A 15466-nucleotide genomic window follows, 5' to 3' on the forward strand; every position below is an offset into this window, starting at 1 on the left:
TCCACCTGGCCGACCGCCGGTACACCGCGGCGGCGGCCAACGCCGAGCAGGCGCTGTCCGTGCTGCACGGCATCGGCGGGGAGTGGCGCCGGGCGAACGTCCTGACCGTCCTGGGCCAGGGACTCGCGGCGCTGGGCCAGACGGACCGGGCCCGGGTGTGCTGGACCGAGGCGCTGTCGGTGTTCGACGGACTGGGCTCGCCCGAGGCCAAGGCCGTCCGCGTGCTGCTCCACCCGGCGGCGGTCGCCTGACCCGGACCGGGCGTTCATCATTCGTTTATCGCCGCACGGCATTCTCGTGCATGTCGATCCGCCGCGTCGGGGGGCAGACGGATCGCCATGAGGCCCCACCACTAAGGTGATCGGCCCTGGACGGTCCGCCCGGCGATCCGCGGGGGAATTGCCGGGCGGACATGTCAGTACCACCAGCCGAACGACTTCAGGAGCTGCTCCATGGCCGACAACCTCAAGCCCACGGACTCGCACGCGACGGGCGAGGAGTTCACGACGCTCGACTCGCACGCCACCGGCGAGCCCATCAAGCCGCTGGACTCGCACGCGACCGGCGGGGACGTCACCACGCTCGACTCCCACGCCACCACGGAGCCGATCAAGCCGATCATCAAGCCGCTCGACTCCCACGCGACGGGCGAGCCCCTCGCGTAACCGGGACGAGCCGGCCCACGGGGGACACGAGGGCCGGCGCACCACGGGGGGACGGCCGCGGCGACGCCATCGGGGGAGTCGCCGGAGCCGTGAAAGTCCGGCAGTGGAGGCATCGCGTGCTCGGGGGACGTCTGCGGGGCCGGGGGGACCCGCCAGGCAGGGACCGGTGCACCGCGACCGGACGGTACGAGGGAGGGGCCGGGCAGTMGCCCGGCCCCTCCGTCGTACCCGTGCCCGGCGCCCCGTGCGGCCGCTACGCCCCTGCCCGCGCCCGCAGTTCCCCCTTCACCACCTTGCCGCTCGCGTTCCGCGGCAGCTCCCCCACGAACTCGACCTCCCGGGGGACCTTGTAGTTCGCCATCTCCCGCCGCGCCCAGGCGATCAGATCGTCGCCGGTCACCCGCGCCCCGGGCCGCCGGACCGCGAACGCCTTGCCGACCTCCCCGAGCCGGGGGTCCGGGATGCCGATGACCGCGACGTCGGCGATGTCCGGGTGCAGGCCCAGGAGTTGCTCTATCTCGGCCGGATAGGCGTTGAAGCCGCCGACGATGAACATGTCCTTGACCCGGTCGGTGATCCGCAGGTTCCCCGCCTCGTCGAGGACGCCCACGTCGCCCGTGTGCAGCCAGCCGTCGGCGTCGATCGCCCGGGCCGTCTCCTCCTCGTCCTCGAAGTAGCCGCGCATCACGTGGTGGCCGCGCACCAGGACCTCGCCGGCCTCGGACAGGCGGACCTCGGTGTCCGGGATGGGGCGCCCGGAGGTCGTCGCGACGACGTCGGCGGGGTCGCCCCGGCGGCACATGGTGACGATGCCGCTCGCCTCGGAGAGGCCGTACGCCGTGAGCACCGTCGCCACGCCCAGCTCGCCGCGCAGCCGTTCCACCAGCCGGAGCGGGACCACCGCGGCACCCGTGACGACCAGGCGCAGCGACGCGAGGTCGTACGCGGCGCGGGAAGGGTGGTCGAGCAGCGACTGGTGGAGGGTGGGCGGGCCGGGCAGGACCGAGACGCGTTCCGAGGCGATGTTCGCGAGGACGGTGTCCACGTTGAACACCGGCTGCGGGATCATCACGGCGCCCCGCATCAGGCAGGCGATGATCCCGGCCTTGTAGCCGAAGGTGTGGAAGAAGGGGTTCACGATCAGGTAGCGGTCGCCCTCCTCCAGCCCGGCGAGCTCGGACCAGATCGCGTAGCAGCGCAGGGTCTGGGCGTGGCTGATCACCGCCCCCTTGGGCCGGCCCGTCGTCCCCGAGGTGTAGACGAGGTCCGAGGGGTCGGACGGGGAGATCGCGTCGGCCCGTGCGCGGACCTGCGCCGACGTGATCTGGTCGCCCTCGGCCAGGAAGGCCTTCCAGGTCAGGTAGTCGTCCGGGGCGCTGTCCCCGAGCACCACCACCCGCTCCAGGTGGGGCAGGGACACCTCGGCGCGACGCAGCGAGGCGACGTACGAGGTGCCGAGGAAGGTGCCCGTGACGAACAGCAGCCGGGCGCGCGAGCGCTCCAGGACGTAGGCCGCCTCGGTGCCCTTGAAGCGGGTGTTCAGGGGCACCAGGACGGCGCCCGCGGTGACCGCGCCGAGCGCGGAGACGATCCAGTCCAGCGTGTTGGGGGCCCAGACGGCGACCCGGTCGCCGGGCTCGACCCCGGAGGCGATGCAGGCCGCCGCCGCCCGTTCGACCCGTTCGCCGAGCTCGCCGTACGACAGGCGCGTTCGGCCCTCGATCACCGCGTCCGCGTCCGCGTACCGTGCGGCGGCCGACCTCACCAGCCGCGGGATCGACCCCCATTCCAGGTCGCCGCGCATCTCCACCACTCCCCTCAGCTGACTATCCGTCAGATTAGCTGTAGCCTGACGCGCTGTCAGCAGCTCGCGATCGGGGAGGTTGCAGTGCTCAAGGACGCCACGGCCATCGTCGGGATCGGTCAGACACCCTTCGCGAAAAGGCTCCCCGAGTCCGAGAAGACCCTGGCCTGCCGGGCGATCCTGGCCGCCCTCGACGACGCCGGGATCGCCCCCTCCGAAGTGGACGCCTTCGCCTCCTACACCATGGAGGAGACCGACGAGGTCGAGGTCGCCAAGGCGATCGGCGCCGGCGACGTCACCTTCTTCTCCAAGATCGGCTTCGGCGGCGGGGGTTCGTGCGCCACCGTCGGCCACCTCGCCGCCGCCGTCGCCACCGGGCAGGCGAGCGTCGGCGTCGCCTGGCGGTCGCGCAAGCGCGGGTCGGGGCCCCGGCCCTGGACCAACACGGCCGTCCAGCTCGCCACGCCTGGGCAGTGGACCCGCCCCTTCGGACTGCTGCGCCCCACCGACGAGATCGGCATGCTCGCCCGCCGCTACATGCACGAGTACGGCGCCACCCGCGACCACCTCTTCAACGTCGCCCTCGCCTGCCGCAACCGGGCGAACCAGAACCCCGCCGCGGTCATGTACGAGCGCCCGCTGACCCGCGAGATGTACATGACCGCGCGCTGGATCAGCGAGCCGCTGTGCCTCTTCGACAACTGCCTGGAGACCGACGGGGCGCTGGCCTGCGTCATCGTCTCCGCCGAGCGGGCCCGCGACTGCCGGCAGCGGCCCGTGTACGTCCACTCGACCGCCCAGGGACTGCCCGCCCAGCACCACGGGATGGTCAACTACTGGAACGACGACCCGCTGACCGGCCCGGCCTGGACCGCGGCCCGACAGCTCTGGAAGCAGGCCGACTTCGGCCCCCAGGACGTCGACGTCGCCCAGATCTACGACGCCTTCACCCCCCTCATCCCGCTCTCCCTGGAGGGCTACGGCTTCTGCGACCGCGGCGAGGGAGCGGCCTTCACCGAGGGCGGCGCCTTGGAGATCGGCGGCCGGCTGCCCCTCAACACCGGCGGCGGCGGCCTCTCCGAGGCCTACGTCCACGGCTTCAACCTGATCAACGAAGGCGTCAAGCAGCTCCGGGGCACCTCCACCGCCCAGGTACCGGACGCCGCCACCTGCCTGGTCACGGCCGGCGAGGGGGTCCCCACGTCGGCGATCCTGCTTCGAGCCTGAGGAGTTGAGACACCATGCTGACACCGGTGGTCGACGAGGACGGCGCCCCCTTCTGGGAGTACGCCGCCCGGGGCGAGCTGCGCGTGCAGGCCTGCGCGGCGCCCGGCTGCGGCGAGCTCCGCTTCCCGCCCCGCCCCTGCTGCCCGCACTGCCAGTCCTTCGACAGCACCTGGCGCCTGATGTCCGGCCGCGGCCGGACATGACCAGGGCACCCAGGAGCAGGAGCAGCCCGCCGCCGACGGCGTTCGCGACGCCGTCTCCGAGCCCCGTGCCGTCGCCGCCGACCGTGAGGCTGCCCTCCGCCTGGCCGACCCGGACCATCCACAGGATGGTGAAGCCGAGCACGACGAGTCCGGCGAGGGCGACCAGCAGGCGGGAGCGGAGCACCACGCCGATGAGGGCGACCAGGGCCGCGAAGGCGAACGGCAGCAGGATCGACCCGATCACCGCCGCCCCGGCGTCGGTGGTGCCGCCGAAGAGGTCCTGGACGCGGTAGTCGCTGCCGTGACGGCCGTCGTACCAGGCACGGAAGGGGCTCCAGACGGCGGCCGTCGCTCCGGCGAGGGCCAGGACCGAGCCGATGACGTTACGGACCATCGATCGGCCTCCTTCGGTCCGGCTCTCGCTCCCGACGCTACGCCGGGTGCGAGGGGCCTGCCAGGCGGCGCTAGGGTGGCGCGGACACGACAGGCAGCGGCAAGGCGGCGGTAATGGCGACGGSGACGGCACGGAGGCGAGGACTTCGGCTCGCGGCGACGCTCACGATGGTGATGCTCGCGCTCACCGGTTTCCAGACGGGCAGCCACGGCGGCGGCAGCGGCAAGAGCAAGTCCAGCAGCAGCTCCGGCGGCAAGAGCGGCAAGAGCAGGAGCGGGAAGAGCGATTCCGGCAGCGGCTCCGGCGGCGGCTGCTCCAGCTCCAAGAAGAAGAACGACGACTACTCCCACGACGACGAGGAGACGTACGACGGCGCGGGCTCCGGCGGCACCACCGCCACCCCCGGCGTCACCACGTCCCCGACGTCGCTCGTGGACGTCGTGGTCGTCGACTGCGTCGACCCGGCCCGGAAGAAGCGCAAGGGGAGGCCCGCCCGCAAGGCGGACACCACCGCCACCCTGCGGATCACCTCCCGCGCGACGCTCACGGAGACCTTCCAGGTCACCCTGGAGTTCAAGGACGCCGGGGGCTCGCGGGTGGACTCCGCCGTGCAGCGGATCACCGTCGAGGCCGGGGAGACCAGGAACGTCGAGGTCGCGATGAAGAACCCGAGGACCGTCGACCGGGTGCGCGCCTGCTGGGTCTACGACGTGCGCGAGCAGTAGCGGGCGCGGTGCCCGCCGGGCCGGTCCCGGAGGGGCGCCCGTCCGGCCGGACGGAGCCCCCTGCCGGAACGCGTCCTACCGCAGGTGGTGGCCGCCACTCCGACGGGTGAACAGCTCGGCCTGCCGCTCCGCCGGCAGGTTCCCGAGCGCCACCAGATGGGGTGCGTGGGCGAGTGCCTGGGCGCGGGCCGCCTCCTTCACCGACCACAGGGCGCGGACCGTGCCCTGCACCGCCTCGGTGGGGTGGGAGGCGATCACGGCGGCGACCCGCCGGGCGGCCTCCAGCGCCCCGCCGGTCGCCGTCAGCTCGGAGACCAGGCCCGTCTCGTAGGCCCGGCGGGCCGAGATCCGTTCGGCCGTCCCCGTCAGCGCCATCCGCGCGACCTCGCCGAACGGCATCCGCTGCGCCATGTGGACGGTCTCGAAGGCGCTGACCATGCCGTAGGTGGTGTGGGGGTCGAAGAAGGTCGCCCCCTCGCCGGCGACGAGGAACTCGGCCTCTCCGAGGAGGTAGAAGGCCCCGCCGCAGGCCATCCCCTCCACGGCCGCCACGACCGGCTTCCAGAGGTCGTTCGCCTTCGGTCCGACCGCGATCAGCGGATCGTCGATCGTGTACGGCGAGGAGGGCTGCGGGACCTCGGCGGCGCGGTCGATCCCGGTGCAGAAGGCCCGCTCGCCCGCACCGGTGACGACGGCCGCCCGCACCTCGTCGTCGTAGCGGAACTCCCGCCAGACGGCCGCGAGATCGCGGGCCATGTCCAGGGTGAGGGCGTTGTGCTTCCCGGGCCGGTCGAGGGTGACGACCGCGACCCCGGTCTCCTTGTCGCGTGCGACGGTGATGCTCATCCGCGCTCCAGCAGCCAGCGCGGCACGGTGAAGCCGTCCACCTCGGTGAACGCCACCTTCACGGCCGCCCCGATCCTCAGCCGTGCCGGGTCGACCGAGTCCAGCGGGGCGTCCGGGGCCGTGACGACGTTGCCGACGAGGCGGATGCGGGGCGCCTCCGCGAGTTCGACGACCACGGCGTTGTACGGGGCCTGGGCGGCGTAGTCGGGCCGGCTGCTCCAGCTCCAAGAAGAAGAACGACGACTACTCCCACGACGACGAGGAGACGTACGACGGCGCGGGCTCCGGCGGCACCACCGCCACCCCCGTCGGCCGCGGCTCCCACCCGGACGATGGAGGAGCCGCAGTGGGATCGCCAGGACCCCGGCCGGCAGCAGTGGGAGCCGGACCCCCACCACGAGCCCGACGGGCCGTACGGGCCGCCGCGCGGGCCGCAGCCCTGACCGGCGGGACGCGCCGGAACGGTCGGGCCTACGCCCGGGCCGCGCCCCGCCCCGTCGCCGTTCCCTTCACCGCGTCCAGCGCGTACACGCACCGGTCCTTGCTGCACGCGTAGACGACACCGCCGCGGGCCACCGGCGAACCGGTGATCTCGCCGCCGGTCGCGAGCTTCCAGCGCAGCTGACCGCCCGTGGCGTCCAGCGTGTACAGCACGTGGTCGGCCGAGCCGAAGTGCACGCGGCCGTCGGCCACGACCGGGGTGCCGATCAGCTCGCCGCCCGCCGCGAACCGCCACTTCGGGGTGCCGGTGACCGCGTCCAGCGTGTAGAGCGCGCTGCCGCTGCCCACGTGCACGTTGCCGTCGACGACCAGCACCGGCTCGGCCGACTGACGGGACTCGGTGGCGATCCGCCAGCGGTCCTGTCCGGTGGTCGCGTCCAGCGCGTACACCGTGCCGAGGTAGTCGGCGAGGTAGACCCCGCCACCGGTGACGGCCGGACCGGGCGCGAAGGCCGGCGGCGAGAGGAAGACCGCGGGCGCCTCGAAGTGCCAGCGCACGTGGCCGCCCGCGATGTCGATCGACAGCACCCGGGTGCCGGCCGAGACGTACACGCAGCCGTCCTCGGCCGGCGCGACCCGGATCGGGACGTTGCCGCAGGAGGCCGCGTCGCCGATCGGGTACGACCAGCGTTCGGCTCCCGTGCGCGCGTCCATCGCCCGCAGCCGGGCCTCCCGCCACACGTACACCGTGTCGCCGTGGATGGCCGGACCGGCCTCCGGCGTCTCGAAGTCGCTCTGCGCGCCGGTGATCTCCCACAGCTTGGCGCCGTTGGACGCCTCCCAGGCCTGGACCCCGCCGCCACGGGTGCCCGTGACGACCGTGCCCCGGTCGACCTTGAGGGAGTACACCCAGGCATCGGTCTGCAGCCGCCAGCGCTCGGACCCGTCGGTGGCGTCGAGCGCGTAGAGCGTGGGCCCGTCGGAGGCGTGGATACGGCCCTGGGACACCGCCATGGACCAGGCCACGTCCCGGGTCTTGAACTGGCGCCGCCCGCTCGCCGTGTCCAGCGCGTGCACCTCGAAGGAGGTCACGTAGAGCAGGTCGCCGTCGACGACCGGGGTCCCCCAGACGTCGTTCGACATCCGGAAGCGCCACGGCCGCCAGTGGCCCGGATCGGCGCCGGGCTGCACGGCCTGGGAGGCCCCGTCCGGAGACGGGGACGGCGCGGGGAGCGGGCGGGAGCCGGGCGGCGGGCCGGGCTCGGCGCCGTTCGCGCCGCCGGGCGGACGGATCCAGCCGGTGGCCGGACCCGCGTCGGCGCCCAGGCCGAAGGTGGCCCGGGTGTCGGCGACCCGGGGGCCGGGGCCGATGGGGACCGTGGCACCGGCGAGCCGCACCGGCCCGCCGGCTTCCGCGGGGCCGGCGTGCCGGCCGCCGCCCACCGGGGCCGGGCCGCCGCCGCGCGGATCGCCGCCCCACTCCGGCGCCGGCCGGGGCGGACGCGGCGGCGCGGGCGGCGCCGGCGGCCTGGCGGCGGGCGCCTGAGTGGGGCGGCCGCCGCGGCGGTGCTCGATCATCTCGGTGGCGCTCTGCGGCAGCCAGGCCGAGGCCGTGCCGCTGTCGTCGCTGCCCGAGCCGAACAGGTGCGGTGCGAGCTGCGCCTGCAGGTCGGCCGGGGACGGGCGCCGCGAGACGTCCATCTGCATGCAGGACTCGATGAGCGGCCGGAGCTCGTCCGGCAGACCCTCCAGATCCGGCCCCTCGCGGAGCAGCATGAAGACGGTCTCGACCGGGTTGGCGCCGTGGAAGGGGGCGTGGCCGGTGGCCGCGAAGACCAGCATCGAGCCGAGCGAGAAGACGTCGCTGGCGCCGGTGACGCTCCGCGAGTCGCGCGCCTGCTCGGGCGACATGTACGCGGGCGTGCCGACGGCCACGTTCGTCATGGTCAGGCGCGTGTTGGAGACGCCGGACGCGATGCCGAAGTCGATCACCCGCGGCCCGTCCTCGACGACGAGGACGTTCGAGGGCTTGAGGTCGCGGTGGACCAGGCCCGCGCCGTGGATGGACTGCAGGGCTTCCGCGACACCGGCCGCCAGCCAGCGCACCGCCTGGGCCGGCAGCGGCCCGCACTCGTTCACTATTTCTTCGAGGGAGGGCGCCGGGACGTACGCGGTGGCCAGCCAGGGCACGGCCGCCCGCGGATCGGCGTCGACGACGGCCGCGGTGTAGAAGCCGGAGACGGCCCGCGCGGCCTCGACCTCACGGGTGAAGCGGACACGGAACAGCTGGTCCTCGGCGAGCTCGGTCCGCACGGTCTTGATCGCCACACGCCGCCCGGACGCCGAGCGGGCGAGGTACACGAGACCCATGCCACCTGCACCGAGCCGGCCCAGCACCTCGAAGGGCCCGATCCGTCTCGGGTCGTGCTGCGTCAGCTGCTCCACTTGCCTGCCACCTCCCCGTACGGGCCATGAGAATACGGCCCCGTGGCCCTGATTCTTCCTGTCCGAGGCGGTGGTTGCGAACCCGGGGGCGGATCGGGGTGTCCTACCGCATATCGCCGGGCGGGGCGACGGGCGCGGCGGCGGGTCAGGAGCCGGACGTCGAGCCGGACGGGGAGGGCTTGCCGGAACCCGGTCCGGGCGCGGTCCCGCCGTCGGCGGGACCCCCGGCGCGACCCTCGGAGTCGCCCCCGGCGGCCTGACCGGCGGGGCTCGCGGAGGCGCCGGAAGAACTGTCGGAGGCGCCGGGCGCGGCGGCGGACCGGCTCTTCTCCGCGGATTCGGCCGACGGCTCCCCGGCCTCCTCGGCCGGTTCGGCCAGGACCGCGAAGCGGGCGCCCTGGTCGTCACGCAGGACGGCGATCCGCCCGTGCGGGGTGTCGAAGGGCGGGTTGGCCACGCGGCCGCCCAGGCGGACGGCCGTGGCGCAGGTCTCGTCGCAGTCGCGGACGGCGAAGTAGACGAGGATGTGCCCGGGCATCGCGGCCGGGAAGGCGTCGGTCAGCACGGCCCGGCCGCCGAAGGCGGTGTCGTCGCCGGTGCGGGAGCCGGGCGGCGACCAGACGCGGTAGTCGAATCCGCTGTCCCTGCCCTCCTCGTCCGCCTCGACCTGGCGGCCCAGATAGCCGAAGACGGAGGCGTAGAAGGTGTCGACCGCGTCCCGCTCCCGGGTGTAGACCTCCATCCAGCAGAAGGAACCGGGTCGCATGGTCTTCTCGAAGCCCTCGTCGTCCCCCGCCTGGCGCAGTCCGAACACCGCACCGCCCGGATCGGCGGCGAGCGCCAGGACCCCGAAGGGGCCGACCGGGTACGGCTCCATGATCATCTGACCGCCGGCGGCCTTGATCCGAGCGGCCAGGGTCCCGGCGTCCCGGGTGGCGAGGTAGACGGTCCAGGTGGTCGGCATCCGGCCGTCCCGTTTGGGCACGAGCCCGGCCACGCGCCGACCGTCGCTCAGCGCCTCGTCGCGGTCGTCGTCGAAGGTCCAGCCGAAGAGCTCGCCGTAGAACCGCTTGCCCGCCTCGAGGTCGGGAAGCTGCGCGTCCACCCAGCACGGGGTGCCCTCTGTGAATACGGCCATGGTTCCACGCTAGGTCCGGGACACCCTCGCCGCACGCCCCTAAAATCGAACATATACGCAGATAGGGGCCCGCCGGCCCGCGTTTTCATGGGTTGTCCACCGAAGTTGTCCACAGGCTGTTAATAAGCCTATTCGAGTGTGGACGAGTGGGGAGGAGCCCCCGCCGGGCCCCGGACGACCCCCGTTCCGGGCAGCCGCCACCCGGGCGGGGACGGCTCCCCGCCCGGGCCCGGAGGAGCCCCCTCCCGGCCTCGCGAGAGCCTGCGCACCCACCCGGAAGGGCCTCCGCACCGATCCGGAAAGGCCCCCGGACCTGCCCCGACGGGATCCGGAGACCCGGACGGCGCTGCCGCCGGAGCCGTTCCGGCGGGCTCTCCACCGGCCTGCACCCCATTTGCAGTCGGCCGAATCGCGCGCCGATCACCCCTCGGTAAGCTGACGGCATGACAGGACAAGTACGCACCGTCGACGGCCGCGTGGCCGGACGACGCGGCCAGGCGACGCGGCAGAAGCTGCTCGACTGCCTCAGCGAGATGCTCAGCTCCTCGCCGTACCGGGACGTCAAGGTCATCGACGTGGCCCGGAAGGCGGGCACTTCACCCGCGACGTTCTACCAGTACTTCCCCGACGTCGAGGGCGCCGTCCTCGAGATCGCGGAGGAAATGGCCAAGGAGGGCGCGGGATTGACCGAACTGGTCTCCGGCCGCTCCTGGGTCGGCAAGGCCGGCTGGCAGACCTCGGAGGAACTCGTCGAGGGCTTCCTGGATTTCTGGCGCAAACACGACGCCATCCTCCGAGTGGTGGACCTGGGAGCCGCGGAGGGCGACAAGCGGTTCTACAAGATCCGCATGAAGATCCTGAACTCCGTCACCAACTCCCTTACGGAATCGGTGAACGAACTCCAGGCGAAGGGCAAGGTCGACAAGGACGTCAGCCCCGCGGCCATGGCGGGCTCCCTGGTGGCGATGCTGGCCTCGGTCGCCGGCCACCAGAAGGGCTTCCAGACCTGGGGTGTGAAGCAGGCCGAACTGAAGCCGAACCTGGCGCTGTTGGTCCACCTGGGCATCACGGGCAAGAAGCCGACGAAGTAGCCCGCGCCGCCTCCCCCTCATCCGTCCTGTCGCGCCGGCGGCGGTCCCGTCCGAGAGACCGCCGCCGGCGTTCGCGTGTCCGGCCTTCCGCCGGGACACCTCCGAGCGGCCCCCGGCCGGCTCGGGGCCGCCCGGCCGTCAGCCCGGTCGGCGCCGGGTCAGCCGGAAGAGCCGGATCTCCCGCTCCACCCGCGCCTGGTAGGTGGCGTAGGGCGGCCAGAACTCCAGCGCCGCCCGCCAGGCCGCGGCCCGCTCCTCCCCCGTCAGCAGCTCCGCCCGCACGGGGATCACCTCCCCGTGCCAACTCACCTCGGCATCAGGGTGCTTGAGCAGGTTCCCGGTCCAGGCCGGATGACCCTCCCGGCCGAAGTTGGACCCGATCAGCAGCCAGCTCCCGGCCGGCTCCGGCATGCAGGCCAGCGGCGTCACCCGGGGAAGTCCCGACCGCGCCCCCCGTACGGTGAGGATCACGCCCGGCAGCATCCGGGCGCTCGGCAGCACCTTCCCCCGGGTCAGCCGGTGGACCGCCCGGTCCATCGCCGGGATGACGTGCGGGGCGACCTTGGCGAAGACGCGGGTGGACGACACCTTCTGGATCAGACGTACGCCGACGGCGGCCATCAGGCGGCCACCTCCCCGGCGCGGCCCCCGAAGAGCCCCGTCGCCTCGGCGGCGCGGGCCCGTAGCCGGTGCACGGGGCCGAAGAGCAGTTCGTCGGCCGCCGCCCGTTTGAAGTACAGGTGCGCCTCGTGTTCCCAGGTGAAGCCGATGCCGCCGTGCAGCTGGATGGTCTCCCCCGACACCGTCCGCAGCGCCTCCAGCGCCGCCGCGAGCGCCAGCCCGCCGGTCCCGGGCTCCCGCACCGCGCAGTAGGTCAGCGAGCGCGCCGACTCCAGCTGGACGTAGAGGTCGGCGAGCCGGTGCTTGACCGCCTGGAAGGAGCCGACGGGCCGGCCGAACTGCTCACGGGTCCCGACGTACTCGACCGTACGGTCCAGGGCCGCCTGGGCGGCGCCGACGGCCTCGGCCGCCAGGACCACGGCGGCCGTGCGCCCGGCGGCGGCGAGCGCCCCGAGCACGCCCGGCTCTTCCGCCGGGTCGCTTCCGAGCAACTCGGCCTGTACGTCTCGCAGTTGCACGAGAGCCTGGGAGCGGGTGGCGTCCAGCGAGGACTGACGCGTCCGTACGAGCCCGGCCGCGTCCCCCGGCACCAGGAACAGCAGGGTCCGGCTCCGCACGAAGCCGCCCGTGTGCGCGGCGACCACGAGCAGGCCGGCGCTGTGCCCGTCGAGGACCTGAGCCGCCTCCCCGTACAGCCGCCAGCCCTCCGCCGCGCTCCGCGCCTGCACGCCGCCGGACCGGCCGCCGCCGGCCCAGGAGTCGTCGGCGTTGTCGCCGGTGAGCCCGAGGGCCAGCGCGAGGGAGCCGCCCGGCACCGCGAGGGCGCAGGTCAGCGAGCCGTCGGCGATACGGGGCAGCAGTTCGGCGCGCTGTGGAGCGCTGCCGAGGGCGGCGATCAGCGGCGCGGCGAGCACGGCGGTGGCCAGGAGCGGCGAGGGCGCGAGGGCCCGGCCGGTCTCCTCGCAAGCGAGGGCCAGCTCGGCGGGGCCGCAACCGACGCCGCCGTACTCCTCGGGCAGGGCGAGGCCGGGCAGCCCGAGGTCGCCGGACATCCGGTTCCACAGATCGGTGTCGTACCCCGCGGGGGTCGCGACGGCGGCGCGGACCCCGGCGGGTCCGGAGCGTTTGGCGAGCAGTTCCCGCAGGGTGCGGCGGATCTCGTCCTGCTCCGCGGTGAAGGCGGCGTCCATGGAGCTCCCCTCGGTATCTGACGGCCCGTCATGCTAGGGGGAGCCGGACCCCGCCGCGCCCTCGCCGACAGCGGCCTCGACCGCTCGGTGATCGACGGACTGGCCTCGGCGGGGCTCGGCACGCTCGCCCCGGCCGAGGTCGCCGAATACCTCGGTCTTCGCCCGCGCTGGGTGGACTCGACCGCCGTCGGCGGCGCCACCTGGGAGGTGATGGCCGCCCACGCGGCCGACGCCATCGCCGCGGGTCACGCCGACGTGGTCCTGCTGGTCTACGGCTCCACCGCCCGCGCGGACATCAAGGCGCGCCGCCGGACCTCGAACCTCTCCTTCGGCGCGCGCGGCCCGCTCCAGTTCGAGGCGCCCTACGGCCACACCCTCGTCGCCAAGTACGCGATGGCCGCCCGCCGCCACATGCACGAGTACGGCACGACGCTGGAGCAGCTCGCCGAGGTCGCCGTCCAGGCGCGGGCGAACGCGGCGCACAACCCCGAGGCGATGTTCCGCGAGCCGATCACCGTGGACGAGGTCCTGGCCGGCCCGATGATCGCCGACCCGTTCACCAAGCTGCACTGCTGTATCCGCAGCGACGGCGGCTGCGCCGTGCTCCTGGCCGCCGAGGACCACGTGCCGGACACGGCGAAGGCCCCCGTCTGGATCCTCGGCACGGGCGAGCACGTCTCGCACACCACGATGTCGCAGTGGGAGGACTTCACCGTCTCCCCGGCGGCGGTCAGCGGCCGGCTCGCCTTCGAGCGGGCGGGCGTGCGGCCGGAGGACATCGAACTGGCCCAGATATACGACGCGTTCACCTACATGACACTGGTGACGCTGGAGGACCTGGGCTTCTGCGCCAAGGGCGAGGGCGGGGCCTTCGTCGAGAAGGGCAGGCTGACGGTCGGCGGGGGCGGGCTCCCCGTGAACACGGACGGGGGCGGGCTCTCGGCCTGCCACCCCGGGATGCGGGGGCTCTTCCTGCTGGTGGAGGCGGTCCGGCAGCTGCGCGGGGAAGCGACGGGAGCCCAGGTCCGGCGGGCCGACGGGAGCCTGCCGGAACTGGCGGTGGCCTCGGGGACGGGGGGCTGGTTCTGCTCCTCCGGGACGGTGGTGCGCGGCACGGCCGTCGAGGTCTGCCGCCGGATGGGGGTCTGGGACGAGATCGTCGCCGCCTCCACGGACATGGACGGCGGCTCCTACGTCGACGACGCGGGCCGCACGGTCGGCGAGCTGCCCGCCGAGATCTTCGGCGGCCGGGCCGGACAGGACGACGAGATCATGCGCGGCGACCTCGCCCGGATCCTGTACGAGCGGACCCGCGACGACGTCGAGTACCTCTTCGGCGACTCGATCGCCGCGCTCCACGACCTGGGCGACGAGGGCGACGGCGTGGACGTCGACTTCGAGAGCGGGKCGCGCCGCCGCTTCGATCTCGTGGTCGGCGCGGACGGCCTGCACTCGAACACCCGCCGGCTGGTCTTCGGCGAGGAGCGGCGCTTCAAGCGCCACCTGGGCGCCTACATCTCCATCTTCACCGCCCCCAACCGCCTGGGCCTCACCCGCTGGGAGACCTACCACGCCCGCCCGCACAAGCTGGTCTCCGTCTACAGCGCGGCCGGGGAGAGCGCGCACACGGCGAAGAACTGCTTCGTCTTCGCCTCGCCCGCGGAGCTGAGCTACGACCACCGCGACAGCGCGGCGCAGAAGCGTCTGCTGGCGGAGGCGTTCGCGGGCGACGGCTGGGAGATCCCCGCCCTGATCGAGGACTCCGCGCATGCCGAGGACTTCTACTTCGACTCGATCGCCCTGATCGAGATGGACCGCTGGTCCAGCGGGCGGGTCGTCCTGCTCGGCGACGCGGCCCACTGCACCTCCCCCGCCTCCGGCCAGGGCACCGGCCTCGCCCTGACGGGCGCCTACGTCCTGGCGGGCGAGCTGGCGGCGGCGCGGGGCGACCACCGTGTGGCGTTCGCCGCGTACGAGCGCGAGATGCGCCCGGGCGTGGAGCTCAACCAGCGGTTCGCGGAGAAGTTCGCCAAGGAGATGACGGTCTCCTCCCGCCGGAAGATCGCGCTGCGGATGTTCATGGTGCGCCTGCTGCCGAAGACCCCCTGGAAGAACCTCATCGCGAAGAAGATCCGCGAGGAGGTCCAGCGGGTGGCGCACGCGGTCCCGGTGAAGGACTACGACGCCCGACTGTCGGTTTGAACGAGTTCGAAACCCGCTTCCGGGACGGCTGGGGCCACTGTTACGATCAGCGTCTCGGGTGGCGTGCGCCGCAGGGGACAGGCCGGATCAGACGGTCTCGTCGGCCCCCACCCGCAGCCTGATCAGGCATTCCCGGAGGGGGAACCATCACCGTGCACCGTCACGCGCGCGCCCAGACGCGCAGAGCAGTCGCCATCGCCCTGGCGACCGGCATCACCGCCGGCCTGTCCCCTGCGGCGCACGCCACCCGAGACGCTGATCGTAACAGTGGCCCCAGCCGTCCCGGAAGCGGGTTTCGAACTCGTTCAAACCGACAGTCGGGCGTCGTAGTCCTTCACCGGGACCGCGTGCGCCACCCGCTGGACCTCCTCGCGGATCTTCTTCGCGATGAGGTTCTTCCAGGGGGTCTTCGGCAGCAGGCGCACCATGAACATCCGCAGCGCGATCTTCCGGCGGGAGGAGACCGTCATCTCC

Annotated in this window: 11 protein-coding genes and 4 pseudogenes; 8 read left to right on the forward strand and 7 right to left on the reverse strand. The window is 73.4% G+C overall.

Annotation, left to right across the window (positions count from 1 at the left end; translation table 11 throughout):
* Both EAO71_RS16575 and EAO71_RS16580 read left to right on the forward strand, forming a co-directional pair.
* Positions 1 to 251, forward strand: a 251-nt coding sequence (locus tag EAO71_RS16575; RefSeq protein ID WP_187282687.1) for a hypothetical protein, incomplete at its 5' end; no start/stop codon positions are given.
* A 201-nt stretch (positions 252 to 452) separates the two neighbouring features.
* Positions 453 to 665: a hypothetical protein gene (locus EAO71_RS16580; protein WP_147978431.1), complete on the forward strand. Its 213-nt coding sequence runs from the start codon at positions 453 to 455 to the stop codon at positions 663 to 665.
* A 253-nt stretch (positions 666 to 918) separates the two neighbouring features.
* Here EAO71_RS16580 and EAO71_RS16585 read toward each other — a convergent pair whose 3' ends face one another.
* Positions 919 to 2469: a FadD3 family acyl-CoA ligase gene (locus EAO71_RS16585; RefSeq protein WP_147978432.1), complete on the reverse strand. Its 1551-nt coding sequence runs from the start codon at positions 2467 to 2469 to the stop codon at positions 919 to 921.
* 84 nt (positions 2470 to 2553) lie between these two features.
* Between EAO71_RS16585 and EAO71_RS16590 the strand changes: the two genes are divergently transcribed.
* From EAO71_RS16590 to EAO71_RS16600, 3 genes and pseudogenes are all read left to right on the forward strand, one after another.
* On the forward strand, positions 2554 to 3696 hold the full coding sequence (locus EAO71_RS16590; RefSeq protein ID WP_147978433.1) for a lipid-transfer protein: 1143 nt from the start codon (positions 2554 to 2556) through the stop codon (positions 3694 to 3696).
* A 14-nt stretch (positions 3697 to 3710) separates the two neighbouring features.
* A pseudogene (locus EAO71_RS16595) lies at positions 3711 to 3893 on the forward strand (Zn-ribbon domain-containing OB-fold protein); the annotation flags it as partial.
* A 513-nt stretch (positions 3894 to 4406) separates the two neighbouring features.
* Positions 4407 to 5018: a hypothetical protein gene (locus EAO71_RS16600; RefSeq protein WP_147978434.1), complete on the forward strand. Its 612-nt coding sequence runs from the start codon at positions 4407 to 4409 to the stop codon at positions 5016 to 5018.
* Positions 5019 to 5093: 75 nt separating this feature from the next.
* Here EAO71_RS16600 and EAO71_RS16605 read toward each other — a convergent pair whose 3' ends face one another.
* The 4 genes and pseudogenes from EAO71_RS16605 to EAO71_RS16620 all read right to left on the reverse strand — a co-directional run.
* Positions 5094 to 5864 (reverse strand): enoyl-CoA hydratase/isomerase family protein, encoded by a 771-nt coding sequence (locus tag EAO71_RS16605; protein WP_147978435.1) that lies wholly within the window; start codon positions 5862 to 5864, stop codon positions 5094 to 5096.
* A pseudogene (locus tag EAO71_RS40025) lies at positions 5861 to 6118 on the reverse strand (OB-fold domain-containing protein); the annotation flags it as partial. The gene EAO71_RS16605 and the pseudogene EAO71_RS40025, both read right to left, overlap by 4 nt.
* A 217-nt stretch (positions 6119 to 6335) precedes the next feature.
* Positions 6336 to 8750: an outer membrane protein assembly factor BamB family protein gene (locus EAO71_RS16615; RefSeq protein WP_147978436.1), complete on the reverse strand. Its 2415-nt coding sequence runs from the start codon at positions 8748 to 8750 to the stop codon at positions 6336 to 6338.
* 367 nt (positions 8751 to 9117) lie between these two features.
* Positions 9118 to 9888: pseudogene (locus EAO71_RS16620) on the reverse strand (VOC family protein); the annotation flags it as partial.
* A gap of 443 nt (positions 9889 to 10331) precedes the next feature.
* Between EAO71_RS16620 and EAO71_RS16625 the strand changes: the two are divergent.
* The gene (locus EAO71_RS16625; RefSeq protein WP_147978437.1) at positions 10332 to 10979 is read left to right on the forward strand and encodes a TetR family transcriptional regulator; all 648 of its coding nucleotides are present in this window, start codon (positions 10332 to 10334) and stop codon (positions 10977 to 10979) included.
* 138 nt (positions 10980 to 11117) lie between these two features.
* Here the strand turns inward: EAO71_RS16625 and EAO71_RS16630 are convergent, their stop codons facing one another.
* Both EAO71_RS16630 and EAO71_RS16635 read right to left on the reverse strand, forming a co-directional pair.
* Positions 11118 to 11600, reverse strand: coding sequence for a nitroreductase family deazaflavin-dependent oxidoreductase (locus tag EAO71_RS16630; protein WP_147978438.1), 483 nt, complete (start codon positions 11598 to 11600; stop codon positions 11118 to 11120).
* Positions 11600 to 12790, reverse strand: coding sequence for an acyl-CoA dehydrogenase family protein (locus EAO71_RS16635; protein WP_147978439.1), 1191 nt, complete (start codon positions 12788 to 12790; stop codon positions 11600 to 11602). The genes EAO71_RS16630 and EAO71_RS16635 overlap by 1 nt, the downstream gene beginning before the upstream one ends.
* Before the next feature lie 48 nt (positions 12791 to 12838).
* Here EAO71_RS16635 and EAO71_RS37730 point away from each other — a divergent pair.
* Together EAO71_RS37730 and EAO71_RS16640 are read left to right on the forward strand one after the other, a co-directional pair.
* A pseudogene (locus EAO71_RS37730) lies at positions 12839 to 13903 on the forward strand (thiolase C-terminal domain-containing protein); the annotation flags it as partial.
* A complete protein-coding gene (locus EAO71_RS16640) occupies positions 13895 to 14992 on the forward strand; it encodes an FAD-dependent monooxygenase (RefSeq protein WP_410093986.1) in 1098 nt (365 codons plus the stop codon). The pseudogene EAO71_RS37730 and the gene EAO71_RS16640, both read left to right, overlap by 9 nt.
* Positions 14993 to 15466 lie beyond the last annotated feature (474 nt).

The sequence above is a fragment of the Streptomyces sp. MS191 genome, from assembly GCF_008042125.1.
Taxonomy (GTDB): domain Bacteria; phylum Actinomycetota; class Actinomycetes; order Streptomycetales; family Streptomycetaceae; genus Streptomyces.